The sequence below is a fragment of the Fundidesulfovibrio agrisoli genome (assembly GCF_022808715.1).
Classification (GTDB): domain Bacteria; phylum Desulfobacterota; class Desulfovibrionia; order Desulfovibrionales; family Desulfovibrionaceae; genus Fundidesulfovibrio; species Fundidesulfovibrio agrisoli.
Genome location: NZ_JAKZKX010000005.1, coordinates 77,893 through 101,379, shown reverse-complemented (window position 1 = coordinate 101,379; position 23,487 = coordinate 77,893). Strand labels below are relative to the sequence as shown.

The following is a 23,487-nucleotide window of genomic DNA, read 5'->3' as shown; positions in this document are numbered from 1 at the left end:
CTTGACAAGCCGGCCTGGGGCGGTGCACTTTCGATTTGACGATTGTCGAAATCCCCAAGCAGGTCCATGCATGAACACGCAGCAGGCAGCCAAGGTGCTCAAGGCCCTCTCCCACCCCAACCGGCTGGAGATCTACCTGGCCATCGTCCGGGGCGAACGGCGGGACTTCCAGGCCGGGTGCGAGTGCTGCGTCTCCGACATCATGGCCAGGCTCAACATCGGGGCCCCGACTATCTCCCACCACCTCAAGGAACTGGTGAACGCCGGGCTGGTGGAGACCGAGCGCCAGGGCAAGTTCCTCACCGCGCGGCCCAACCCGGCCGTGCTGGAGGAGGTCATGGGCCTGCTCTCCGCCGGACAGCGCTGACCCCCCGCCACGCCAAGGACGCCCCATGCCCAGACACTGGCTTCTGAAAACCGAGCCCGGCTGCTACTCCATCCAGGACCTCTCTCAAGAGAAGGACCAGACCACCTCCTGGACCGGGGTGCGCAACTACCAGGCCCGCAACTTCATCCGCGACTCCATGGCCCCGGGCGACCTGGTGCTCTTCTACCACAGCGTGACCGACCCCTCGGCCGTGGGCGTGGCGCGCGTGGTGCGCGAAGCCTCCCCCGACCCCACCGCCTGGGACCCAGAGGACAGGCACTACGACCCCAAGTCCCCGCCGGAGAAGCCCCAGTGGTACGCCGTGGATGTGCAATTGGAGCGCATCTTCCCCCGCCCGGTGCCCCTTGGGGCCATGCGGGCCGTGCCGGGGCTGGCCGGGATGGAGCTTCTGCGCAGGGGCTCGCGCCTTTCGGTGATGCCCGTCAGCGAGGAGGAGTTCGCCCTGGTCTGCGCCATGGGCGAGGGCGGCGATTCCTGAGCGTTCCGGCCTGGCTGTCCGTTGAAAAGCCGATTCTCGCGGCCTGTTCAAAAAACCCGCTGGCAAGGCGCAAGAAAAAAGGCAAGCCCGACGCGTAGTTCTCCTACGCGTGGGTTTGGCTTGTATTGAGCGACGATGTCAGCAGGGATTTTTCAACAGGCTGCTAGCCTACCACGTTCACCCGGGCCGGGCCGCGCTGCACGGTGCGGTGATAGGCCACGTCCGGCAGCCCGAAGGTCATTGCGTAGCCGAGGCGGTGATCCTGCGGGATGCCCAGGCGCTCCCGCAGTTCCGGGCAGAGCGTGAGGGCCGCCATGACCATGCCGTTCCAGAGCGTGCCCACCCCGGCGGCGCAGGCCAGCAGTTCGAAGCTGGTCAGGGCCGCCAGGCAGTCCTCCACGGGCGAGGGGACGGACTCCGGCGCGCTGACCACCAGCAGGTGCGGGGCGTCCCGGAACACGGCGTCGCGGCCCTGCTCCCGCCAGACCTTCACGGCCCAGCCCAGCACCCGCCCCATGTAGCCTTCGGGCAACCTCCCCTCCCGCTTGAGCCGCTCCAGGGCGTCCAGCACCCGCGCGCGCACCCCTTGCATGGCCTCAAGGCCAGGCACCAGCGTGAAGAGCACCCCCTGGGAGTTGACCCCGGTGGGCGCGTGGCAGGCCGCGTCCAAGAGGGAGCGCACCAGCGCGGGGTCCAGATTCTTTTGCCGGTAGCGGCGCACGGAGCGCCGTCCCTTGACCAGCACGGCCAGGCTGCGGAAGTCCGGCAGGCGGCCCTCCAGGGGCTCGCTGTCCTCCGGGTTCCGGCCCAGGATGGAGAGCGCCCCGGTGGGGCACACGGCCAGGCAGTGCTGGCAGCGGATGCAACCCTGGGGGTTTTCCAGGCGCGGCAGGTCGTCCAGGACGATCACCGACGCCGGGCAATCCTGCGCGCATTCGCCGCAGCGTACGCACAGGGCCTCGTCCACGCGAAAATCCAGTTCCTGCATGAGTCCTCCGTCATCCTGCCCGGCTTCAGCGGTTCGCGGCGGCCTGCCGCGCCAGGCCGCGCAGGCGCATGGCCCCGTCCACGGTGTAGAGCGCCACGCCCGCCCAGATCAGGGCGAAGGTCACGGCCCTGGCCAGCCCGAGCTCCTCGCCGTAGACCAGGATGCCCAGCACGAACATGCCCGTGGGGCTGATGTACTGCAGCACGCCCAGGGTGGTCAGGCTGATGCGCCTGGCCCCGAAGGCGAAGGTCAAGAGCGGCAGCGTGGTGACCACACCCGCGCCCACCAGCAGAATATCCTGCATGAGGCCTCCGCCGCCCATGCCGCCCACGCCCTGCGAGGCCCGCCAGACGAGGTATCCGGCGGCGGGCAGGCCCAGGCAGGCCGTCTCCACGAACAGCCCCGGCAGGGACTCCACCGCCGCCAGCTTGCGCACCATGCCGTAGATGCCGAAGCTCACGGCCAGGGACAGGGCGATCCAGGGCAGGCTGCCCACGCCCACGAGTTGCACCGCAACCCCGCATGCTGCCAGCCCCACGGCCACGGCCTGGGGCCTGTTCAGGCGCTCGCGGAACACGGCCATACCAAGCACCACGTTCACCAGGGGGTTCAGGTAGTAGCCCAGGCTGGCGTCCAGCACGTGGCCGTTGTTCACGGCCCAGATGTAGAGCACCCAGTTCACGCCGATCATGGCGCTGCTCACGGCCAGCAGGCCCAGGTCCCGCCGGTTGGAGAGAGCCTTGCGGACCTCGCCCATGCGGCCCAGGGCCAGCAGCAGCGCCCCGGTGAGCACGCCGGACCAGACCACGCGGTGGCAGCTGATCTCCAGGGCGGCGACCCCGTCCAGCAATCGCCAGTACAGGGGGAGCATCCCCCAACAGAGAAAGGAGAAGGCCCCGGCCGCCAGGCCCGGGCCGGTCTGTTTTTGGGACATGACGGGCATCCTTGTGCGAAGGGCGCGATAGTGCTTCATTTGCCGCCGCTTGTGAAGCCCCGCCCCACTGCGCCCAGGCGCGCCGGGCGTACCCGCTGCCCCCTCACAAGGGTTACCATGCGCTCCTTTTCCATCGGCACCCGCTTCAACGGCATCCTGTGCATCTTCGCTCTGTTCCAGCGCGACGCCTCCCGCCTGGAGGGCGTCGGCGTCTCCAACGCGGAAGGCTTCATCGGCTCCGAGAGCAAGAAGCGCCTGCACGCCGCCACGCACTCCATGGCCCTGGGCGTCGGCCTCTGGCCTTGGCTGAACACCCCGGACGGACATGTTTTTCTGCCGGAAAACCATTGTGGGAGCATCCGGCATAGGCTAGTCTGAGGGCGCGGTGCAGTGCCGAATACTCGCAGAAATATCGATTGTACGGAGTGTCCATGACCATTGCCCGAACCGGGTCGCCCGCTGGACGCCAGCCCAGCGGCACCCCCTCCAGCGGTTTCCTTTCCCGCGCCCTCCTAGCCTGTGCGCTTGCGGCCGCCCTGATCGCGGCCTGCTCCGGCAAACCCGAGCCCTTTGTCTGCTCGGACAAGTTGGGCTGTGTGGACCTCGGGCCGGACGACCCCGTGAAAATCGGCGTGATCCAAGCCCTCTCGGGCAAGGTGGCCAGCCTCGGCCAGGAGCAGGTGCGCGGCCTCGAGCTGGCCCTGGCCAAGCGCGGCGGCCTGGTGGCCGGGCGCACGGTCGACCTGCCCACCGAGGACACCGGGTGCAGGCCCGAAGGCGGGGCCAACACCGCGCTCAAGCTCGTGGCGGACCCGGCCGTCCTGGCCATCTTCGGCACCACCTGCTCGGGCGACGCGGCCACGGCGTCCATGGTCATGTCCGAGGCGGGGCTCTCCATGATCTCCGGCAACAACAGCGCCCCCTTCCTGACCTCGGTGGCGGGCAGGCGCGCCCCCAAGTGGCAGCCCGGATATTTCCGCACCGCCCCCAACGAGGAGGCCTCCGGCCCGGCCGCCGCCACCTACGCCTTCAAGACCCTGGGCATCCGGCAGGCCGCCACGGTCAACGACGGCGACATCTACACCTCCGGGCTCACGGAGGGCTTCAAGCAGGAATTCGAGCGCCTGGGCGGGCGCATCACCCTTTCGGCCACGGTGAACAAGAGCGACACCAACATGGCCCCCGTGCTCACGGGGGCGGTCAACTCCGGGGCGCAGCTGCTGTTCTTCCCCCTGTTCCAGCCCGAGGGCAACCACGTGCTGCGCCAGGCCAGGCAGATGCCGGAGATGAAGAACATCGCCCTGATGAGCGACGGTTCGCTCATCGAGGCCACTTTCCTGGCGGACGTGCAGCAGGACGCGCTGGGCATGTATTTCGTCGGCCCCACCCCCCCGGACCTCACCCCCGAGGTCGCCGCCCTGCGCCAGGCCTACATCGAGCGGTACAAGATGGACCCGCCCACCATGTACTACCAGAGCGCCTACGACGCGGCCAACATCCTCTTCGACGCCATCGAGAAGGTGGCCAAGAGGGATTCCAAGGGCACCCTGCACGTGGGCAGGCAGGCCCTGCGCGACGCGCTCTACGCCACCGCGGGCTTCCGGGGCGTCACCGGCACGCTCGGCTGCAACGAATTCGGGGACTGCGCCCCGCCCCGCTTCAACGTGCTGCGCCTCGACGACCTCTCCAAGGGCGTGGATGGCCTGCGGGCCAACGTGCTCTTCACCTACGCGCCCGGGAATGCCCGTTAGGCCTGCATGAAGATCGTCACGTCGTTCTGGCGCAACCTCTCCATCACCTACAAGCTCGGGCTGTCCTTCGCCCTGCTGCTGGCCACGCTCACGCTCGTGGCCGCGGTGAGCTTCTTCGCCCTGGCCTCGGTGCGCCACGCCGAGAACGTGATTTTGAACAGCGCCGAGATCAGGCAGCGGGTCTACGAGATGGACGCCGGCCTGGAGAAGGCCCGCCGCCTGCACCGCGACTTCTTCCTCAACTACCCCTCGGTGGGCTTCAGCAAGGCCCACGAGCTCTATTTCCAGCCCTCCATCGCGGCCATCGCCCGGGTGGTGGCCCTGAGCGACGAGCTCAAGCGCCTGGTCTCCGGCCCGGACGTCAGCGAGGCGCTGCAACGCCGCAACGTGGACATCAACCTCTACCTCTCGTCGGCCAAGCGCTTCACCCAGACCTTCCTGGAACTCGTGGACCTGGTGACCATCCTCGCCGCGCCCGAGACCGGCCTGCAGGACAGGCTGGACGGACAGATGGCCGCGCTGGCCCCCCTGGCCGACGCTAGCGAGGAGCTCTCCCGCCTGTACCTGAAGATGCTGGCCCAGCAGAAGCAGTACCAGCTCACACGCCAGCGCCCGGACATGCAGGCCGCGCTCAACGAGGGCTTCCTGCTGGGCAAGGCCCTGGCGGGCTCGAAGCAGCTCAACGCCGACCAGAAGGCCCAGGCCAGGGAGATCCTGCGCAACGCCTCCTCCATCGGCGAGGACATCGCCAACGTGGACACGGCCATAGCGGGCAAATTCAACGATTTCGCCCTTCAATCCCGGGCCGTGGACCCCATCTCGGAAGACCTCAAGGCCCTGGTGACCTCCGAGGTCAACCGCACCAGGGCGCACATCGACGCCGTGAGCCGCTCCGCCACGGCGATCATCGCGGTCACCGCCCTGCTGGGCCTGGTCTGCGCCCTGTTCATCGCCTGGGTGGTCAACGCCTCGGTCACCCGGAAGCTGGTGGCGCTCACTGATTCGGCCGCCGCGCTGCGCTCCGGGAACCTGGCCGTCCGGGTGGAGGTGGAATCCGGCGACGAGTTCGGCGAACTGGCCGAAACCTTCAACTCCATGGCCACCGAGATGAGCGGCCTGGTGGGCGACCTGGAGACCAAGGTCAGCCAGCGCACCGGAGAGCTGGCCAAGGCCAAGGACGAGCTGGAGGGGGCCGTGCGGGGGCTGCGCGCCGCCAACCTGGCCGCCGAGTCCGCCACGAGGATCAAGAGCGAGTTCCTGGCCAACATGAGCCACGAGATACGCACCCCCATGAACGCGATCCTGGGCTTCTCCAGCCTGGGGCTGGACAGCGACGAGCCCGCGCGCCTGCGGGACTACCTGAAGAAGATCAACTCCTCCGCCCGCTCCCTGCTGGCCATCGTCAACGACATCCTGGACTTCTCCAAGATCGAGGCGGGCAAGCTCAACATGGAGCGCGTGCCCTTCGCCCTGGACGACGTGCTGGCCGACGTGTCCAACGTGCTGGGAGCCCGCGCCGGGGAGCGGGGGATCGAGCTCATCATGCGCAAGGAGCCGGACGTCCCCACCGACCTGATGGGCGACCCCCTGCGCCTGGGCCAGGTGCTGCTCAACCTGGTGGGCAACGCGCTCAAGTTCACCGACAAGGGCGAGGTGGAAATCCGCATCGCCCAGGACAGCCAACAGGACGGCAAGGCCGTGCTGCGCTTCTCCGTGCGGGATACGGGCGTGGGCATGACCCGCGGCCAGCTCGACAACCTGTTCAAGCCTTTCTCCCAGGCGGACGGATCCATCACCCGCAAATACGGCGGCACGGGCCTGGGGCTGGCCATCTGCAAGCGCCTCGTGGACTTCATGGGCGGCCAGCTCACGGTGGAATCCGAATACGGGGCGGGGAGCACCTTCACCTTCACGGCCGTCTTCGGCGTGGAGGGGCAAAAGCGCCGCCGCTACGCGCCGGAGCCCTCCCTGCGCTCCCTGAAGGTGCTGGCCGTGGACGACAACGCCAACGCCCTGGCCCTGGTGTCGGAATTCCTGCGCAGCTACGGGCTGCAGGTGAGCGCGGCCTCCAATGCGCGCGACGCCCTGCGCATCCTGGAGCAGGCCGACCCCGCCGACCCCTTCGCCCTGGCGCTCATCGACCTGCTCATGCCCGACATGGACGGCCTGGAGCTGGCCCGGCGCGTGCGCGGCAGCCTGCGCATCCACAAGCAGCCCGCGCTGCTCATGCTCACGGCCTACAGCCGCATGGGCCTGATGTCGGAGGCCACGAGCTCCGGCGTGGACATGGTGCTGACCAAGCCCTTCACCCAGTCCAACCTTTTCGACGCGGTGCTGAAGGTCCTGGGGCGCGCCTCCGGCCAGAACGGGGCATCCTCGACGCCCCCTCCCCCGCCTGCCGAAGGCGTGGACGCCTCCCGCCTGGAGGACCTGCGCGGGGCCAGGGTGCTCGTGGTGGAGGACAACCCCCTCAACCAGCAGGTCTCCGTGGAGCTGCTCCAGCACGCCGGAATTTCGACGGACGTGGCGGGCAACGGCTCCGAAGGCATCGCCAAGGTGCTGGCCCAGCCCTTCGACCTTGTGCTCATGGACATCCAGATGCCCGGCATGGACGGCTTCCAGGCCACGGCGGCCATCCGCGCCGTGGAGCGGCTCAGGAACCTGCCCATCGTGGCCATGACCGCCCACGCCATGAGCGGGGACCGGCAGCGCTGCCTGGAAGCGGGCATGGACGACCACCTGGGCAAGCCCATCGACCCGGCCGAACTGTTCTCCGCCCTGTTGCGCTGGATACCTCCCAAGGCCGGCCGCCAGGCCACCCCGCAGGGCGACGCCACGAAGGAGCCGGGGCAGGAGCAGGGCCAGGAGCCCGCGCCCACGGCCCTGCCCGAATCCCTGCCGGGAATCGACATCCAGGCCGGCCTGGCCAGGGTCATGGGCAACGCGGCCGTGTACCTTGAGCTGCTCAAGGGGTTCGCGGCCCAGGTCCGCGCCTTCCCCGACGAGCTCCGCCGCGGGCTCCGCGAGAATCCGGACGAGCTGCCGGGGATGGTCCACGCCATGAAGGGCGTGTCAGCGAACATGGCCGCTGGCGGCGTGTACGAGGCGGCGCAGCATCTTGAACTCGCCTTGAAGGACGGCGCCAACCTGGACCTGCAGCCCATCATCGACCGGCTGCTGGATGCCCTGGAGACGGTGCGCCAGGGGCTCGACGCCCTGCCTGGATTCTTGCCCGGTGCTGGGCCCCGAACCGGGGCCCGGCACGCCCCTGGCGGCCCCGCGAGCCCCGCCGGCGATCCGCGGGCGCTGCTGGCCCTGGCGCACGGCCTGCGCGCCCAGCTCCAGGCCCACGACATGGACGCGGCGGACACGCTGGCCAGGCTGCGGGCCGCATCGGACGGGCTTCACGCCCCCCTGCTCGACGAGCTGGAGAACCACCTTTCCCAACTGGATTACAAAACCGCCCTCGCGGTGCTCAAGGAGCTGGAGACCAGACTCCAGCCCGATTGAAGGCATCTATGACAGCAGGCGCCGTAAGGCCGCGTGTGCTCGTCGTCGACGACATGCCGGTGAACATCAAGCTGCTGCGGGAGCTCCTCAAGGAAAGCTACTCCGTGAGCTTCGCCACGGACGGGCACATGGCTCTGTCCCTGGCGGAATCCTTCACGCCCGACCTCGTGCTGCTGGACATCTCCATGCCGGAGATGGACGGCTACGAGGTCTGCCGCAGGCTCAAGGACAACCCGGCCACCCGTTCCATTCCGGTGGTGTTCCTCACCGCCCAGAGCGACGAGACCAACGAGCTGGAGGGCCTGAGCCTGGGGGCCATCGACTACATCACCAAGCCGTTCAGCCCGCCCATCGTGCTGGCCAGGGTCAAGAACCACATCGAGTTCGCCCAGGCCAAGAACCGCCTCAACGAGGCCTACACCCTGCTGGACCTCAAGAACCAGGAGCTCGACGACAAGAACCGCGCCCTGGAGGTGCTCCTGCAGACCGACCGCCTGACCCGGCTGCACAACCGCCACAAGCTCGACGAAGCCTTCCAGGCGGAAGTGCAGCGCGCCAGGCGCTACGCCACACAGTTCTCCGTCATCCTGCTGGATGTGGACTCCTTCAAGACCGTGAACGACACCTTCGGGCACCTGGTGGGCGACAGCGTGCTGGTGCAGGTGGCGGACATCCTCTCCGCCAACGTGCGCGAGATGGACATGGTGGGCCGCTGGGGCGGGGAGGAGTTCCTGCTGCTGTGCCCCGAGACGGGGCTTGATACCGCGGGCGAGCTGGCCTCGCGCCTGCGCTCCGTGCTGGCCTGCGCGCCGCTGCCCCCGGTGGAGCGCGTGACGGCCAGCTTCGGCGTGGCCGCCTACCACCCGGGGGACGACGTGGCCTGCATGCTGCGCCGCGCGGACGACGCCCTGTACCGGGCCAAGGCATCGGGCCGGAACCGCGTGGAGATCGCCCCGCCGCCGGGCTTGACCTCGCCTGGGGAATGAGCCATCGCAAGCCCCTCGACCCCAGGGGGCTTTGACATGCAGACGTCCGTCTTCTCCAATCCTTCCTTCAAGCGCTTCTGGCTTTCCCGCGTGGCCTCGGGCTTCGCCTACCAGATGATGACCGTGGCCGTTGGCTGGCAGATGTACGAGCTCACGGGCAGCGCGCTCAGCCTCGGCCTGGTGGGCCTGGCCCAGTTCCTGCCGCAGCTGGCCCTGACCCTGGTGGTGGGGCACGCGGCCGACCACATGGAGCGCAGGCGCATCGTGTTCGCCTGCCAGGCCGCACAGGGCGTGCTGGCCGCCGCGCTGGCCGCCGGAAGCTTCGCCGGGCTGGTGGACCAGCACGCCATCTACGCCTGCGCCTTCGCCATCGGCGCGGCCCGCTCCTTCGAGATGCCCACCATGCAGGCCCTGCTGCCGGGCCTGGCCGAAACGGCCATGCTGCCGCGCATGCTGGCCCTGAGCGCCTCGGGCTGGCAGAGCGCGGTGATCGTCGGCCCGGCCCTGGGCGGCGCGCTCTACGCGGCCGGACCCCAGGCGGTGTACGGCGTGTGCGCCGTGTGCTTCGTGCTGGGCTCGGCGGCCATGTTCTCCATACCCCGGCAGGCCCCCCAGGCCCGCCGCGAGCCGCCCAACCTGCGTTCGGTGCTGGGGGGCATCTCCTTCATCCGCTCACGCCCGGAAATACTCGGGGCCATCTCCCTGGACCTGTTCTCCGTGCTGCTGGGCGGGGCCACGGCCCTGTTGCCCGTCTACGCCAAGGATATCCTGCACACCGGCCCCTGGGGCCTGGGCATGCTGCGCGCGGCCCCGGCCGTGGGGGCGCTCTCCATGTCGCTGTTTTTGGCGCGCGTGCCGCTCAACCGCCACGTGGGGCACAAGATGTTCGGGGCCGTGGCCGTGTTCGGCGTGTCCACGGTGGTGTTCGGGCTCTCCACCTCCTTCCCGCTGTCGCTTGCGGCCCTGGCCTGCCTGGGAGCAAGCGACATGGTCAGCGTGGTGATCCGCTCCACCCTGGTGCAGTTGGAAACGCCCGACGATCTGCGCGGCCGGGTCAGCGCGGTGAACTCCATCTTCATCGGCACCTCGAACCAGTTGGGCGAGTTCGAGTCCGGCGTGACGGCCGCCCTGTTCGGCGCGGTGGGGTCGGTGGTGCTGGGAGGGATCGGGACGCTGGTGGTGGTGGCCCTGTGGATGCGGCTCTTCCCGGCGCTGCGCCTGCGCGACAAGCTGGTGGTCAATAAGGCGGGCTAGGGCCTAATGCCGGGCGATCCAGCGCCCGGGCAGGCCATGCGTTCAGCAGGGGCCGACGCCCAGATGGATGCCCTCCCGGTCCTGTAGATGATGGATGATGTGAAACAGGTTGTCCGCCCGGGGATTACCTTTGGGTCCAAGCATGCGCATAAGGCTTTTCGCCGGTATGTTGGTCGCTTCCGCCAGGGGGCCGAAGCCGATGGCGGCGTTGATGTAGTCCCGCAGGATCGCCTTGCCTGTCGCCACATCCCCGGCCAGCATGGCGTCGATGCCTTCCACGAGCATGGCCTGCCGGAACTCCGCATCTTGCTGGGCGCGCTCCAGCAGAGTCGCCCGAAATCCACGTGTAAGCGCCATAGTCCGCCCTTTAGCGTCTCCGCCTCTTGTAATCCTGCCAGCAGGCCGAGGCGGCGGCAATGTCCGCACCCTGCCGCTTCTTGGAGCCGCCACCGAGCAGGATGACCAGCCTTTCGCCATCCTTGCCGAAGTAGACCCGGTAGCCCGGCCCGAAATGTATTTTACACTCGAACACCCCGCCTCCGACACCCTCGACCCTGGAGAAATTGCCCTGCTCCAGGCGGTAGAGGGCCGCGGCGACCTTGGCCGCTGCGTGTGCGTCCAAGGTCACGAACCAATGGGCAAACGGGGATTTTCCCCTCTCGTCCAGGTATTCTTGAACCTCGATGCCCATGCAGAATGGTAACACATGAGTTACCGAAAGGCAACGCTACGGCTAGTCCCCCGCAGTCAAAGTCGCCTTCTTCGCCTGCCTGCGTTTGCTGAACGAATCCAGGGTCAGGTAGATGGCCGGAGTGGTGTAGAGCGTGAGCATCTGGCTGAGCAGCAGCCCGCCGATGATGGATATGCCCAGCGGCCTGCGCAGCTCGAACCCGGACCCGTGGGAGATGGCCAGGGGCAGCGCGCCCAGCAGCGCGGCCATGGTGGTCATCATGATGGGCCGGAAGCGCTTGAGGCAGGCCGAATAGATGGCCTCCACAGGTTCGAGCCCCTGCCCGCGTTCGGCCTCCAGGGCGAAGTCCACCATCATGATCCCGTTCTTCTTCACGATGCCGATGAGCAGGATGATGCCGATGATGGCGATGAGGTTCAGCTCCGTACCCGTCAGGATGAGCGCCAACACCGCGCCCACGCCCGCCGAGGGCAGCGTGGAGAGGATGGTGATGGGGTGGACGTAGCTCTCGTAGAGCATGCCCAGCACGATGTACACGGCGGCCAGGGCCGCCAGGATGAGCAGGGGCTGGCTCTTGAGCGAGCTCTGGAAGGCCTGGGCCGTGCCCCGGAAGGTGCCTTGCACCGCGCCGGGCAGCCCCAGCTTGCGGGTGGCGGCCTGGATGGCGTCCAGCCCCTGGCTCAGGGAGACCCCCTCCGCCAGGTTGAAGGAGACCGTGACCGAAGGGAACTGCCCCTGGTGGTTCACGGCCAGCGAGGTGGGCCTGTTCTCGATGTGGGCGATGGCCGAGAGCGGCACCATCTTCCCTGACGCGGAGGTCACGAAGATGTCCTTGAGGGATTCGGGGCTCTGCCAGTAGCGCGGGTCCACCTCCATGACCACATGGTACTGGTTGAGCTGGGTGTAGATGGTCGACACCTGGGACTGCCCGAACGCGCCGTAGAGCACGCTGTCCACCAGCCGGGCCGAGATGCCCAGGCGGGAGGCCGTGTCCCTGTCGATGACCACGCGCGTCTCCATGCCCTTGTCCTGCTGGTCGCTGCTCACGTCCGTGAGCTGCCTGAGCCCGCGCATGGCCTCGAACACCTTGGGGGCCCAGGTGTTGAGCTCCTGGAAGCTCTCGCCCTGCAGGGTGTACTGGTACATGGCGTTGCTGGCCCGACCGCCCACGCGCAGCTCCTGCACGAGTTGGAAGAAGGTGGGCGCGCCCGGGATGGCGCCCAGCTTGCCCCGCAGCCGCGCCATAACGCGCTCGCCCGAAATTTTGCGCTGGCCCAGGGGTTTGAGCGTGACGAACAGCCTGGCCGTGTTGGTGGTGGCCCCGCCGCCCCCCCCGCCCCCGGTGAAGCCGATGACGTACTCCACGTCCGGGTCGGAGCGGATGACTTCCACCACCTGGGCCAGCTTGCCGCTCATGGCCTGGAAGGAGATGTCCTGCGCGGCCTGGATCCCGCCGGTGAGGCGGCCCGTGTCCTGCTGGGGGAAGAAGCCTTTGGGCGCCACGGCGTAGAGCCAGAAGTTCAGCCCGAGGGTGACCAGCGTGAGCAGCAGCATGAGCCGCCTGTGCCCCAGCGACCAGCGCAGGGAGCGGGCGTACCCCTCGCGCAGGGCCTCGAACCAGTTGCCCGCCCGCACGCCGAGCCTGGTCCTGGCTCCTGAGCCGCTGCCGCCCCTGGGCAGCATCAGGGCGCACATCATGGGCGTGGCGGTCAGCGAGAGCAGCAGCGAAATGAAGATGGCCGCCGAGAGCGTCATGGCGAACTCGCGGAACAGTCTGCCCACCATGCCGCCCATGAGCAGGATGGGGATGAACACCGCCACCAGGGAGACGCTCATGGAGACCACCGTGAAGCTGATCTCGCGCGCGCCGTTCAGGGCCGCTCGCAGGGGCGTCTCGCCTCGCTCCAGGTGGCTGGTGATGTTCTCGAGCACCACGATGGCGTCGTCCACCACGAAGCCCGTGGCGATGGTCAGGGCCATGAGCGAGAGGTTGTCCAGGCTGTAGCCCAGCAGGTACATCACGGCGAAGGTGCCCACCAGGGAGGCCACCACGGCCACGCCAGGAATGGCCGTGGCCCTGAGCGTGCGCAGGAAGCAGAACACCACCAGCACCACCAGCGCGCAGGAGATCACCAGGGAGAGCTCCACCTCGGCCAGGGAGGCCCGGATGGGCGGGGAGCGGTCCACCACGGCCGAGAGCTTCACCCCCTCGGGCAGGCTGGCCTGGAGCTGCGGCATGAGCGCGCGCACGTTGTCCACCGTCTCCAGGATGTTGGCCCCGGGCTGGCGGAAGATGATTATCATCACCGCCGGGGTGGAGTTCATGAGCCCCAGGGTGCGCACGTCCTCAACGCCGTCCACCACCTTGGCCACGTCCGTGAGGCGCACGGGCCTGCCGTCCTTGTAGGCCACGATCACGGAGTCGTAGCCCGCGGCGCTTCGCAACTGGTCGTTGGCCTGGATGTCCCAGGCGGTGTCGGCGTCGGCCACCTGGCCCTTGGGTGCGTTGGCGTTGGTGGCGGCCAGGGCGGCGCGCACGTCCTGCAGGCCGATGGCGTAGGCCGAGAGCGCGGCGGGGTTGAGCTCCACGCGCACCGCCGGGAGCGCGCCGCCGCCCACGAACACCTGCCCCACTCCGCCCAGCTGGGCGATCTTCTGCTGGAGCACCGTGGAGGCCACGTCATACATTTTGTCACGCGAAACGGTGTCCGAAGTGAGCGACAGGATCAGCACCGGGGCATCCGCCGGGTTGATCTTGCGGTAGGTTGGGTTGTTGGGGAGGTTGGCGGGCAGCTGGCTGCGGGCCGCGTTGATGGCGGCCTGCACGTCGCGCGCGGCCCCGTCGATGTTGCGGTCCAGGTCGAACTGCAGGGTGATGCTCGTGGAGCCCCGGAAGCTGGTGGAGGTCATCTCCGTGACGCCCGCGATGCGCCCGAACTGGCGCTCCAGGGGCGCGGCCACGGAGGTGGCCATGGTCTCGGGGTCGGCTCCGGGCAGCCCTGCGTTGACCGAGATGGTGGGGAAGTCCACGCGCGGCAGGGGCGAGACCGGCAGCAGCCGGAAGCTGACGATGCCCGCCAGCATCAGCCCCAGGGTGAGCAGCGTGGTGGCCACGGGCCTGCGGATGAACACGCCGGGCAGGTTCAGGCCGCGCAGGGCCGCGTCCGTGCGGCTGCGGGCGGGTTCGGGGCTCTGGCCCGGCGCGTGCTCAGTGCCGGCCTGTTCCGGGCCGGTCTGTTCCGGGCCGGCGCTCATGCGCCCTCCTCACCGTTGCGGTGCGAGAACCTGCGGGCGATCCTGTCGAAGGCCAGGTAGATCACCGGCGTGGTGTAGAGCGTGAGCATCTGGCTGATGACCAGGCCGCCGATGATGCACACGCCGAGCGGCCTGCGCAGCTCGGAGCCCACGCCCCCTCCCAGGGCCAGGGGGAGCGCCCCCAGCAGCGCGGCCATGGTGGTCATCATGATGGGCCGGAAGCGCAGCAGGCAGGCCTGGTAGATGGCCTCCTCGGGGGCCGCGCCCTGCTCGCGCTCGGCCTCCAGGGCGAAGTCCACCATCATGATGCCGTTCTTCTTCACGATGCCGATGAGCAGGATGATGCCGATGACGGCCAGCACGTCCAGCTCCATGCCGAAGAGCGCCAGGCCCAGGAGCGCGCCCACGCCCGCCGAGGGCAGCGTGGAGAGGATGGTCACCGGGTAGATGAAGCTCTCGTAGAGCACGCCCAGCACGATGTACACGGTTATGAGCGCCGCCAGAATCAGGATGGGCTCGTTCTCCAACGAGGCCAGGAAAGCCTTGGCCGTGCCCTGGAAGTCGCCCTGGATCGAGGGCGGCAGGCCCGTCTCCCTCACGGCCTTGTCAACCGCCTCCACGGCCCCGCCCAGGGAGCCGCCCCTGGCCACGTCGAAGGAGATGGTCACTGCCGGGAACTGCCCCTGGCGGCTGATGACCAGCGGCCCGGTGGTCTCGCTGATGGCGGCGATGGCCGTGAGCGGGGTCTGCTTTCCGTCGCGCGAGCGCAGATAGATGGAGCCCAGGTCCTGCGGGTTGTCGCGCATCTCGGGCTTGGCCGCCAACACCACGCGGTACTGGTTCAGCTCGGTGAAGATGGTGGATATCTGGCGCTGGCCGAAGGCGTCGTAGAGCGCGTCGTCGATCTGCTGGGGCGTTATGCCCAGGCGCGAGGCCGTGGCCCTGTCGATGTTCACCATGACCCGGCGGCCCTGGTCCTGCTGGTCGCTGCTCACCGAGGCCAGCTCGGGGCTTACGCGCAGCGCCTTGACCAGGCGCGGGGCCCAGGTGTTGAGCTCGTCCGCGCTGGGGGCCTCCAGGGTGTACTGGAACTGGGTGCGGCTCTGGCGCACGTCCACGCTGAGGTCCTGCGCGGCCTGCATGTGCAGCGAGACGCCGGGCACCTCGGCCAGCTGCGGGCGCAGCCTGTCCATCACCCGGGCGGCGCTGATCTTGCGAACCTCAAGCGGCTTGAGGTTGATCTGGATGCGCCCGGTGTTCATGGCCGGGTTGGTGCCGTCCACCCCGATGAAGGAGGACAGGCTCTCAACCGCCGGATCGCGCAGTATGACCTCGGCCAGGGCCTGCTGGCGGCGGCTCATGGCCGCGAAGGAGACCGACTGCGGGGCCTCGGAAACGCCCACGATCACGCCGGTGTCCTGCTGGGGGAAGAAGCCCTTGGGCGAATACGCGTACATGACCACCGTGAGCGCGAGCGTGCCCACGGCAACGCACAGGGTCAGGCCCTGGTGGCGCAGCACCACGCGCAGGCTGGACCCGTAAAGCTCGATCACGCGGTCGAAGAAGCGCTGGGTGGCCCTGTGCAAGGCCCCCTCCTCCTCGGGCTTCACGTGCTTGAGCAGCCGGGCGCACATCATGGGCGTGAGCGTGAGCGAAACGAAGGCCGAGATTAGGATGGAGGCCCCAAGCGTCACCGCGAACTCGCGGAACAGCCTGCCCACCACGTCGCCCATGAAGAGCAGCGGGATGAGCACCGCGATGAGCGACACCGTGAGCGAGAGAATGGTGAAGCCGATCTGCTTCGAGCCCGTGAGCGCGGCCTCGAAGGGCTCCATGCCCTGCTCCACGTAGCGGGCCACGTTCTCGATCATCACGATGGCGTCGTCCACCACGAAGCCCGTGGAGATGGTCAGGGCCATGAGCGAGAGGTTGTTCAGGCTGAAGCCCAAGAGGTACATCACCCCGAAGGAGCCCACCAGGGAGAGCGGCACGGCCACGCCCGGTATCAGCGTGGCGGGCAGGTTGCGCAGGAACAGGTAGATGACCATGACCACCAGGGCCACGGCCACCAGCAGCTCGAACTGCACGTCCTCCACCGAGGCCCGGATGGTGGTGGTGCGGTCCGTGAGCACGGCAACCTCCACCGAGTGCGGCAGCGAGGCCTTGAGCTGGGGCAGCAGGGACTTGATGCGGTCCACCACCTCGATGACGTTGGCCCCGGGCTGGCGCTGGATGTTCATGACCACCGCCGGGGTCTGGTTCATCCAGGCGGCCTGGCGCTCGTCCTCGGCGGCGTCCTCCAGGTCGGCCACGTCGGAGAGCTTCACGGGCGCGCCCGCCCGGTAGGCGATGATGAGGGGCTTGTATTCCTCGGAGGAATAGAGCTGATCGTTGGCTGAAATGATGGAGGCCTGCCTGGGGCCGTCGAACCCGCCCTTGGCCAGGTTCACGTTGGCCGCGCCCACGGCGGCGCGCACGTCCTCCAGGGTCAGGCCGTAGGAGGCCAGGGCCGTGGGGTTCACGTGCACGCGCACGGCCGGGCGCTGCCCGCCGGAGAGGCTCACCAGGCCCACGCCCGGCAGCTGGGAGATCTTCTGGGCGAAGCGGGTGTCGGCCAGATCCTCCACGCGGGTCAGGGGCATGGTGGCCGAGGTGAGCGCCAGGGTCAGGATGGGCGCGTCCGCCGGGTTGACCTTGCTGTACACCGGGGGGCTGGGCAGATCCTTGGGCAGGAAGTTGAAAGAGGCGTTGATGGCCGCCTGCACCTGCTGCTCGGCCACGTCCAGGCTCAGGTCCAGGCTGAAGAGCAGCGTGATGACGCTGGCCCCGCCGGAGCTGTTGGAGGTCATCTGGGTGAGGCCGGGCATCTGGCCCAGCTGGCGCTCCAGCGGGGCCGTCACCGAGGAGGCCATGACCTCGGGGCTGGCCCCGGGGTAGAAGGTGCGCACCTGGATGGTGGGGTAGTCCACCTGGGGCAGGGCCGCCACGGGCAACTGGCGGTAGGCCACGGCTCCGGCCAGCATGATGGCCACCATCAGGAGCGTGGTGGCCACCGGGCGGCGGATGAAGAGTTCGGAGATGTTCATCAGCCGCCCTGGCGCGCTGCCCCGCCTTCGTTTGCGGGCTCGCCCTTGACCTCCACCTGGAGGCCGTCGCGCAGCCGTTCCGCGCCGTCCACCACCACGGTCTCGCCCTCGCTCACGCCGGAACGCACGATCACCTCGCCGCCCACGCTGTCCGAGGCGTCCACCTTGCGGACCTGCACCACGTTGCCCGCCCCCAGCACGCAGACCTGCGCGCCCTGCGGCCCGCGCTGCACGGCGGAGGCCGGCACCACCACCGCGCCCTTGACCACGTCCACCAGCAGCCTGGCGTTGACGAACTGGTTGGGGAACAGGGCCATGTCCGCGTTGGGGAACTGCGCCTTGAGCTTCACGGTGCCCGAGGCCTGGTCGATCTGGTTGTCCAGGGTGAGCAGCTCGCCGGTGGCGAGCAGGCGCTTCTGCTCCCGGTCGAAGGCCTCCACCTGGAGCGTGCGGCCCCCGGCCATGCTGGACTGCACCCGGGGCAGCACGTCCTCCGGCAGGGTGAAGACCACGGCGATGGGCTGCACCTGGGTGATGACCACCAGCCCGGTCTGGTCCGTGGCGCGGACCATGTTGCCCACGTCCACCAGGCGCAGGCCCACCCGCCCGGTGAGGGGCGCGGTGATGCGGCTGTAGGTCAGCTGGAGCTTGGCGTTGTCGATGGCCCCCTGGTCGGTGCGCACCGCGCCCTCGAACTGGCGCACCAGGGAGTCCTGCGCGTCCACCTGCTGGCGGGCGATGGCCCCGGTGTGCACCAGTTGCTCGTAGCGGGCCAGGTCGCGCCGGGCGTTGTCCAGCTGGGCCTTGTCCCGCAGCATCTGGCCCTGGGCCTGGTCCAGCTGGGCCTGGAAGGGGCGCGGGTCCACCTGCACGAGCACGTCCCCGGCCTTGACCATGTCGCCCTCGCGGAAGCGGATCTCCATGATCTGGCCGTCCACGCGGCTGCGCACGGTGACTGTGTTCAGGGCGCTGACGCTGCCCAGCCCCGAAAGGTAGACGTTCACGTCGCGCCGGGCGGCCTTGGCCGCGCCCACCACGGGCTTGAAGGCCTGGCCCGGTTTCTGGCCTGGACCCTGGCCCGGTTTCTGGCCCTGGGCCGCAGGCGGGGTGTCGCCCGCGGGGCGGTCCGGGCCGTGGCCGAGGAGTTTCCAGGCCGCCCCGGCAGCCACGAGGGCCGCCAGCAGGACCCAGAGCGCCAGGCGGCGTTTTGCGCCCGGCCGATCCGGCGTGTATTGTTCAGAGGGCATGATTGTTCCTTTTCGGCTCGCGCTCTCCCGGGAGGGGAACGTCAGGTGTGTCGTGTAGCTGTCGTTTCCGGCGCGCATCACGTTACAACGGTCCGGGCACAGGGGTCCATACCATGCCGAGGCTGGCACGGCGGTTGCTCAACCCCTTGCAGGCCCCACGGACCTGCCGTGCGGGCCCGAAAACCATACAATTTTGTAGCTCGCCCGACAATTTTGCAGCAACGCGCTACCGCGCGTCAGGAGTGTGCGCAATGGAAGGCCTCCAGGAACTGATGGCCCAGATCAAGTCCATGGGCAGCGAAGAAACCGCCCAGGGCCCGGGCGAACCCGTCGACCTGCTGCTCTACGCCCCCTGCCCCGTGAAGCTGGCCGTGAAGGACCGAATCGAGCTCCTTGCGGCCTCGGTGGCGGGCACCTCCCAGGAGTTCACCTGGCATATCCCCATGGGCTGCACCTCCATAGACCCCTACGACCCCGTCTACAAGGAGACCGACCCCGAGCGCCTGCCCGCGGTGATCGCCTCCATCGGCTTCGGGGACTTCTGGCGCAAGCCTTTCGTGGAGCGCTTCGTCCAGACGGGCGTGTTCGAGGCCGTGCGCCCCGAGAACATCAGCCCCCTGCACGTGCGCGCGGGCATGATGGACCCGGCCGGGGCCTACACCGTCTACGGCGCGACCCCCTACATCTTCGTGGCGGACACCCGCCGCCTGGGCCCCCTGCCCGTGCCCCGCACCTGGGCGGAGCTCATGCACCCGCGCTACAAGGGCCATCTGGTCATGTGCGGCGACGGCGACGACATGGCCGACGCCGTGCTGCTCAACCTCTTCAAGGACTACGCCCTGGAGGGCCTGCGGGACTTCGCCTCCAACGTCAAAGGCCTGATGCACTCCTCGCGCATGGCCAAGATCGCTGGCTCCAACGAGCCGGACGCAGGCTCCATCTACATCATCCCGGCCTTCTTCGCCCACAGCGTGAAGCAGCCGCCCCACGTGGAGATCGTCTGGCCCGAGGACGGCGCGGCCGCCAGCCCCCTCTACCTGTTGGCCCGCAAGGACTGCCTGGCCAGGATGCGCCCCGTGCTGGACTTCTTCGCCAACGGCTTCTCCACCATCGAGAGCGCGGCCTGGTTCGCGCCCCTGGGCCTCTCCGGCCCCTCGCCCCTGCCCAAGGGGGCCTCGCTCAAGTGGGTCGGCTGGGACTTCGTGGCCCGCCACGACGTCAACTCCCTGCGGGACCAGTTGGGCGACGCCTTCCGCAAGATGACGGCGGGGCTTAGATGAAGCTCGTCACCGTGGCCGGGCCGCCCTCCTGCGGCAAAACCTCCGTCATCGCGCGGGCCTGCGGGCATCTGGCCCAGGCCGGGCTTAACTGCGCGGTCATCAAGTTCGACTGCCTGCAAAGCCGCGACGGCGAACTCTACAAGGCAGCGGGGGTGCCCGTCTCCGTGGTCTTTTCCGGCGGGCTCTGCCCGGACCACTTCTTCGCCACCAACCTGGAGGAGGCCTTCGCCTGGGCCCAGTCCACCGGGGCGGACTGCTGCGTCATCGAGACTGCCGGGCTGTGCAACCGCTGCTCCCCGCACCTGCGCGGGGTGCTCGGCGTGTGCGTCATCGACAACCTCATGGGCATAGACGCCCCGGAGAAGATCGGCCCCATGCTGCGCATGGCCGACCTGGTGGTGGTCACCAAGGGGGACCTGGTCTCCCAGGCGGAGCGCGAGGTATACCGCTACCGCATCCGCCAGATGAACAAACGGGCCGTAATACGAAACGTCAACGGCCTCACCGGGCAGGGCTGCCTGGACCTGGCCGCCATCCTCAAGGAGGCCCCGGCCGTGGACGGAGTGACCGAGATGAAGCTGCGCTTCTCCATGCCCGCGGCCGTGTGCTCCTATTGCCTGAGCGAGACGCGCATCGGTTCGCGCTACCAGAAGGGCAACGTGAAGAAGGCCGACTTCGGAGCCCGCCATGACGGGTGAAAACGCCATCCTGAGCCTGCGCTCCATGACCCTCACCGCCGGGCGGGACAAGTCCGGCAATCCCGAAGCCCACGGCGTGGACTTCCGCGCGGGCGAGGTGACCGCCCTGCTCGGCCCCACGGGCGCGGGCAAGAGTCGTTTCCTCTCCGACATCGAGTCCCTGGCCGCGGCGGACACCCCCACCGGGCGCACCCTGCTGCTGGACGGCGCGGCCCCCACTGCGGACGGGCGTTTCGCCCTGCAAGGCAGGCTGGTGGCCCAGCTGACCCAGAACATGAACTTCGTGCTGGACATGAAGGTCATGGATTTCCTGCGCACCCACGCCCTGAGCCGCGAGGCCCGGGACCCCGACGCCGTGGCCCGGCAGGTGTTCGAGGCCGCCAACGAGCTGGCCGGGGAGGCCTTCGGGCCGGACGCGCAGCTCACGCAGCTCTCGGGCGGGCAGTCCCGCGCGCTCATGATCGCGGATACGGCCCTGCTCAGTTGGTCGCCCGTGCTGCTCATCGACGAGATCGAGAACGCCGGGGTGGACAAGCGCCGCGCCTTGGAGCTGCTGGTCAAAAGCGACAAGATCGTGGTCATGGCCACGCACGACCCGGTGCTGGCCCTCTCCGCGCACAGGCGGCTGGTGATCCGCCACGGGGCCGTTCAGGCCGTCCTGGCCAGAACGGACGAAGAGCAGGCCGTGCTGGCCCGCCTGCGCGACATGGAGGAGGAGATTTCCGGCTATAGGACCAAGCTGCGCGCCGGGGAAGCCCTGACCTGAGAAGCCGGGAGACGAAAAGCACGGAGTGAAGAATGCCTCCGGCGGGCAAAGGGAGTTCCTCCCTTTGCAATCCCATATAGCTTCGCGCTGGGCCGGATACCGCGCCCCTCCCCCCCCAATCGCTTCATCACGCAGGCCACGTGTTGCCGCTGGCCAGTCTGTGGTGTCGCGCGTCCCGGCGGGGTGATCCCGAGCTGGCGCTTCGCCAGAGGGCCGCAGGCCCGGCAGCTAGGATCGCCCCGCCGGGACGCGCGACGCCACAGGCTGGCCCACCCAATAAATACAAAAGCCGCGCCCGTTCACACGGACGCGGCTATAAAATCCCAACCAGTAAAAGGCACACTAGCGCCGCACCTGCACCTTGGCCAGGTTCTCGTAGTAGCGGATGATGGCGCTGTGGTCCGAATCCCCGAAGCCCTCCGCCTTGAGCGCCTGCACGATCTCCATGACCTGCGCGGTCAGCGGCAGGCTCACGTTGAGCTCGTGGGAGGTCTCCAGCACGTTGTAGAGATCCTTGGCGTGCAGGTTCACCTTGAAGCCCGGCTTCACGTCGCCCGCGAGCATCATGGAGGCCTTGGCCTCCAGCACGGTGCTGCCCGCCAGCCCGCCCCGGATGGCCTGATAGACCAGCTCCGGGTCCACACCGGCCTTGGTGGCCAGGGTCAAGGCCTCGGACACCGCCGCGATGTTCAGGGCCACGATGATCTGGTTGGCCAGCTTGGTCACGTTGCCCGCGCCGATCTCGCCCACGCGCACCACGGACGAGGCCATGGCCTTGAGCACGGGCAGGCACTCGTCGAAATCGGCCTGCGCGCCGCCCACCATCACGGAAAGCGTGCCTTCAACTGCCTTGGGCTCCCCGCCGCTCACCGGGGCGTCCAGCATGCGGATCTCGCGCAGCGCCAGTTGGGAGGCGATCTCCTTGCTGGCCAGGGGAGCGATGGAGCTCATGTCCACCAGGATGGAGCCCGGCTCGGCCCCCTCGATCACGCCGCCCGGCCCCAGCACCACCTCCCGCACCTGCGGGGAGTTGGGCACCATGGTGATGACGATCTCGGAGTTGCGGGCCACGGCCTTGGGCGAATCCGCCGCCACCGCGCCGTCCGCCGCCAGCAGGTCCACATCCCTGCGGGTCCGGCTCCAGACCGTGAGCGGATAGCCCGCCCTGAGCAGGTTGCGGCACATGGGCTTGCCCATGATCCCCAGACCGATGAATCCTATCTTCTTCATGGCGTCGTCCTCCGGTGACGGCGGTTAGAGCGAGAAGCCGTGCCTTTGCAGCCAGGCCAACGAAGACTCGGTGTCCGGGCTGGGCACGTACTCCAGGCCCACGAAGCCCTCGTAGCCCAGGCGGTCCAACTCGCTGAGCAGGAACCCGTAGTTGATCTCACCGGTGCCGGGCTGGTGCCTGCCGGGGTTGTCCGCGATTTGCACGTGGGCGATGCGCCCCAGGTTCTGGGCCAGGCTGGCCGCCAGTTCGCCCCCGGCCCGCTGGGCGTGGTACACGTCGTACTGGATGAACAGGTTGGGCCGATCCACCTGCTCCACCATGGCCAGAGCCTGCTCCAGGGTGTGGAGGAAGAAGCCCGGCATGTCGCGGCGGTTGATGAACTCGGTCAGCAGGGTCAGGCCGTTCTCGGCCAGGCGGTCGGCGGCGAAGCGCAGGTTCTCCTTCAGGGTGACCCACTGGTCGGCGTGGTGCGCGTCCTCGCGTTCCTTGCCCGCCAGGCAGTTGAGCTGTTTCACGCCCAGGGCCCGGGCGTAGATGATGGCCCGGTCGACCCCGGCGCGGAACTCGCCCACGCGGGCCGGGTCCGCCGCGATGCCCCGGTCCCCGGCGGCCCAGTCCCCGGCGGGGAGGTTGAAGAGCACCTGCTTGAGCCCGTTCTCCGCCAGCAGGGCGGCCAGCCGCTCCGGCGGGTAGTCGTAGGGGAAGAGGTACTCCACGGCCTTGAAGCCCACTTTGGCGGCTGCGGCGAAACGCTGCTCGAAGGGCATCTCCGTGAACAGCATGGAGAGGTTCGCGGCGAAGTTGGGCATGGGGTCATCCTTTGGCGCTGCGGCCGGTTGTGAACCCCGCGCGGGGCTCGGAAAGCTCTGGGATGCACGGAAGGCGCATCAGATCCACCGAATAAAGCCAGCCGCCACACCCCGTCAATGCGGGGGAGACATTCC

19 protein-coding genes are annotated in these 23,487 nt (G+C 68.6%); 10 read left to right on the top strand and 9 right to left on the bottom strand.

What is annotated here, in order from left to right:
* Window positions 1–70 precede the first annotated feature (70 nt).
* A complete protein-coding gene (locus MLE27_RS05475) occupies window positions 71–367 on the top strand; it encodes an ArsR/SmtB family transcription factor (RefSeq protein WP_243310901.1) in 297 nt (98 codons plus the stop codon).
* A 25-nt stretch (window positions 368–392) separates the two neighbouring features.
* On the top strand, window positions 393–866 hold the full coding sequence (locus MLE27_RS05470) for an EVE domain-containing protein (RefSeq protein WP_243310900.1): 474 nt from the start codon (window positions 393–395) through the stop codon (window positions 864–866).
* Window positions 867–1,029: 163 nt separating this feature from the next.
* On the opposite strand, the gene MLE27_RS05465 is transcribed toward MLE27_RS05470, so the two are convergent.
* Both MLE27_RS05465 and rarD read right to left on the bottom strand, forming a co-directional pair.
* Window positions 1,030–1,854 (bottom strand): nitroreductase family protein, encoded by an 825-nt coding sequence (locus MLE27_RS05465; RefSeq protein WP_243310898.1) that lies wholly within the window; start codon window positions 1,852–1,854, stop codon window positions 1,030–1,032.
* 25 nt (window positions 1,855–1,879) lie between these two features.
* Window positions 1,880–2,788, bottom strand: coding sequence for an EamA family transporter RarD (gene rarD, locus MLE27_RS05460; RefSeq protein ID WP_243310896.1), 909 nt, complete (start codon window positions 2,786–2,788; stop codon window positions 1,880–1,882).
* Window positions 2,789–2,905: 117 nt separating this feature from the next.
* Between rarD and MLE27_RS05455 the strand changes: the two genes are divergently transcribed.
* Genes MLE27_RS05455 through MLE27_RS05435 form a run of 5 tightly spaced genes read left to right on the top strand, consistent with a single transcriptional unit; the run spans window position 2,906 to window position 10,289 of the window.
* The gene (locus tag MLE27_RS05455) at window positions 2,906–3,166 is read left to right on the top strand and encodes a hypothetical protein (protein WP_243310895.1); all 261 of its coding nucleotides are present in this window, start codon (window positions 2,906–2,908) and stop codon (window positions 3,164–3,166) included.
* Between the two features lie 53 nt (window positions 3,167–3,219).
* The gene (locus tag MLE27_RS05450) at window positions 3,220–4,539 is read left to right on the top strand and encodes a branched-chain amino acid ABC transporter substrate-binding protein (RefSeq protein WP_243310894.1); all 1,320 of its coding nucleotides are present in this window, start codon (window positions 3,220–3,222) and stop codon (window positions 4,537–4,539) included.
* 6 nt (window positions 4,540–4,545) lie between these two features.
* Entirely contained in the window at window positions 4,546–8,049 is a 3,504-nt protein-coding gene (locus MLE27_RS05445) for a response regulator (RefSeq protein ID WP_243310893.1), read from the top strand.
* Between the two features lie 35 nt (window positions 8,050–8,084).
* Complete coding sequence (locus MLE27_RS05440; RefSeq protein ID WP_243310891.1) at window positions 8,085–9,035, top strand: diguanylate cyclase; 951 nt, start codon at window positions 8,085–8,087, stop codon at window positions 9,033–9,035.
* Between the two features lie 36 nt (window positions 9,036–9,071).
* Window positions 9,072–10,289, top strand: a complete 1,218-nt coding sequence (locus MLE27_RS05435; RefSeq protein WP_243310890.1) for an MFS transporter — start codon at window positions 9,072–9,074, stop codon at window positions 10,287–10,289.
* A 42-nt stretch (window positions 10,290–10,331) separates the two neighbouring features.
* Here the strand turns inward: MLE27_RS05435 and MLE27_RS05430 are convergent, their stop codons facing one another.
* Genes MLE27_RS05430 through MLE27_RS05410 form a run of 5 tightly spaced genes read right to left on the bottom strand, consistent with a single transcriptional unit; the run spans window position 10,332 to window position 18,568 of the window.
* Window positions 10,332–10,646: a helix-turn-helix domain-containing transcriptional regulator gene (locus tag MLE27_RS05430; protein ID WP_243310889.1), complete on the bottom strand. Its 315-nt coding sequence runs from the start codon at window positions 10,644–10,646 to the stop codon at window positions 10,332–10,334.
* Window positions 10,647–10,656: 10 nt separating this feature from the next.
* Entirely contained in the window at window positions 10,657–10,980 is a 324-nt protein-coding gene (locus MLE27_RS05425) for a type II toxin-antitoxin system RelE/ParE family toxin (RefSeq protein ID WP_279355700.1), read from the bottom strand.
* A 42-nt stretch (window positions 10,981–11,022) separates the two neighbouring features.
* Complete coding sequence (locus MLE27_RS05420) at window positions 11,023–14,235, bottom strand: multidrug efflux RND transporter permease subunit (RefSeq protein WP_243310887.1); 3,213 nt, start codon at window positions 14,233–14,235, stop codon at window positions 11,023–11,025.
* Window positions 14,232–17,321, bottom strand: a complete 3,090-nt coding sequence (locus MLE27_RS05415; protein WP_243310886.1) for an MdtB/MuxB family multidrug efflux RND transporter permease subunit — start codon at window positions 17,319–17,321, stop codon at window positions 14,232–14,234. The genes MLE27_RS05420 and MLE27_RS05415 overlap by 4 nt, the downstream gene beginning before the upstream one ends.
* Complete coding sequence (locus tag MLE27_RS05410) at window positions 17,321–18,568, bottom strand: MdtA/MuxA family multidrug efflux RND transporter periplasmic adaptor subunit (RefSeq protein WP_243310880.1); 1,248 nt, start codon at window positions 18,566–18,568, stop codon at window positions 17,321–17,323. Before MLE27_RS05410 ends, MLE27_RS05415 begins: the two co-directional genes overlap by 1 nt.
* 251 nt (window positions 18,569–18,819) lie before the next feature.
* Between MLE27_RS05410 and MLE27_RS05405 the strand changes: the two genes are divergently transcribed.
* From MLE27_RS05405 to MLE27_RS05395, 3 genes are read left to right on the top strand one after another with little or no spacing between them, the layout of a single operon-like run.
* Entirely contained in the window at window positions 18,820–19,848 is a 1,029-nt protein-coding gene (locus MLE27_RS05405) for an ABC transporter substrate-binding protein (protein WP_243310877.1), read from the top strand.
* Window positions 19,845–20,546 carry a GTP-binding protein gene (locus MLE27_RS05400; RefSeq protein WP_243310876.1) on the top strand — a complete coding sequence of 234 codons (702 nt, stop codon included), beginning with the start codon at window positions 19,845–19,847 and terminating at the stop codon, window positions 20,544–20,546. Before MLE27_RS05405 ends, MLE27_RS05400 begins: the two co-directional genes overlap by 4 nt.
* Window positions 20,536–21,312 (top strand): ATP-binding cassette domain-containing protein, encoded by a 777-nt coding sequence (locus MLE27_RS05395; protein ID WP_243310875.1) that lies wholly within the window; start codon window positions 20,536–20,538, stop codon window positions 21,310–21,312. Before MLE27_RS05400 ends, MLE27_RS05395 begins: the two co-directional genes overlap by 11 nt.
* Before the next feature lie 342 nt (window positions 21,313–21,654).
* Here MLE27_RS05395 and garR read toward each other — a convergent pair whose 3' ends face one another.
* Window positions 21,655–22,542 carry a 2-hydroxy-3-oxopropionate reductase gene (garR, locus tag MLE27_RS05390; RefSeq protein ID WP_243310873.1) on the bottom strand — a complete coding sequence of 296 codons (888 nt, stop codon included), beginning with the start codon at window positions 22,540–22,542 and terminating at the stop codon, window positions 21,655–21,657.
* A 24-nt stretch (window positions 22,543–22,566) separates the two neighbouring features.
* Window positions 22,567–23,352 (bottom strand): hydroxypyruvate isomerase, encoded by a 786-nt coding sequence (gene hyi, locus MLE27_RS05385; RefSeq protein ID WP_243310872.1) that lies wholly within the window; start codon window positions 23,350–23,352, stop codon window positions 22,567–22,569.
* Window positions 23,353–23,487: the final 135 nt, after the last annotated feature.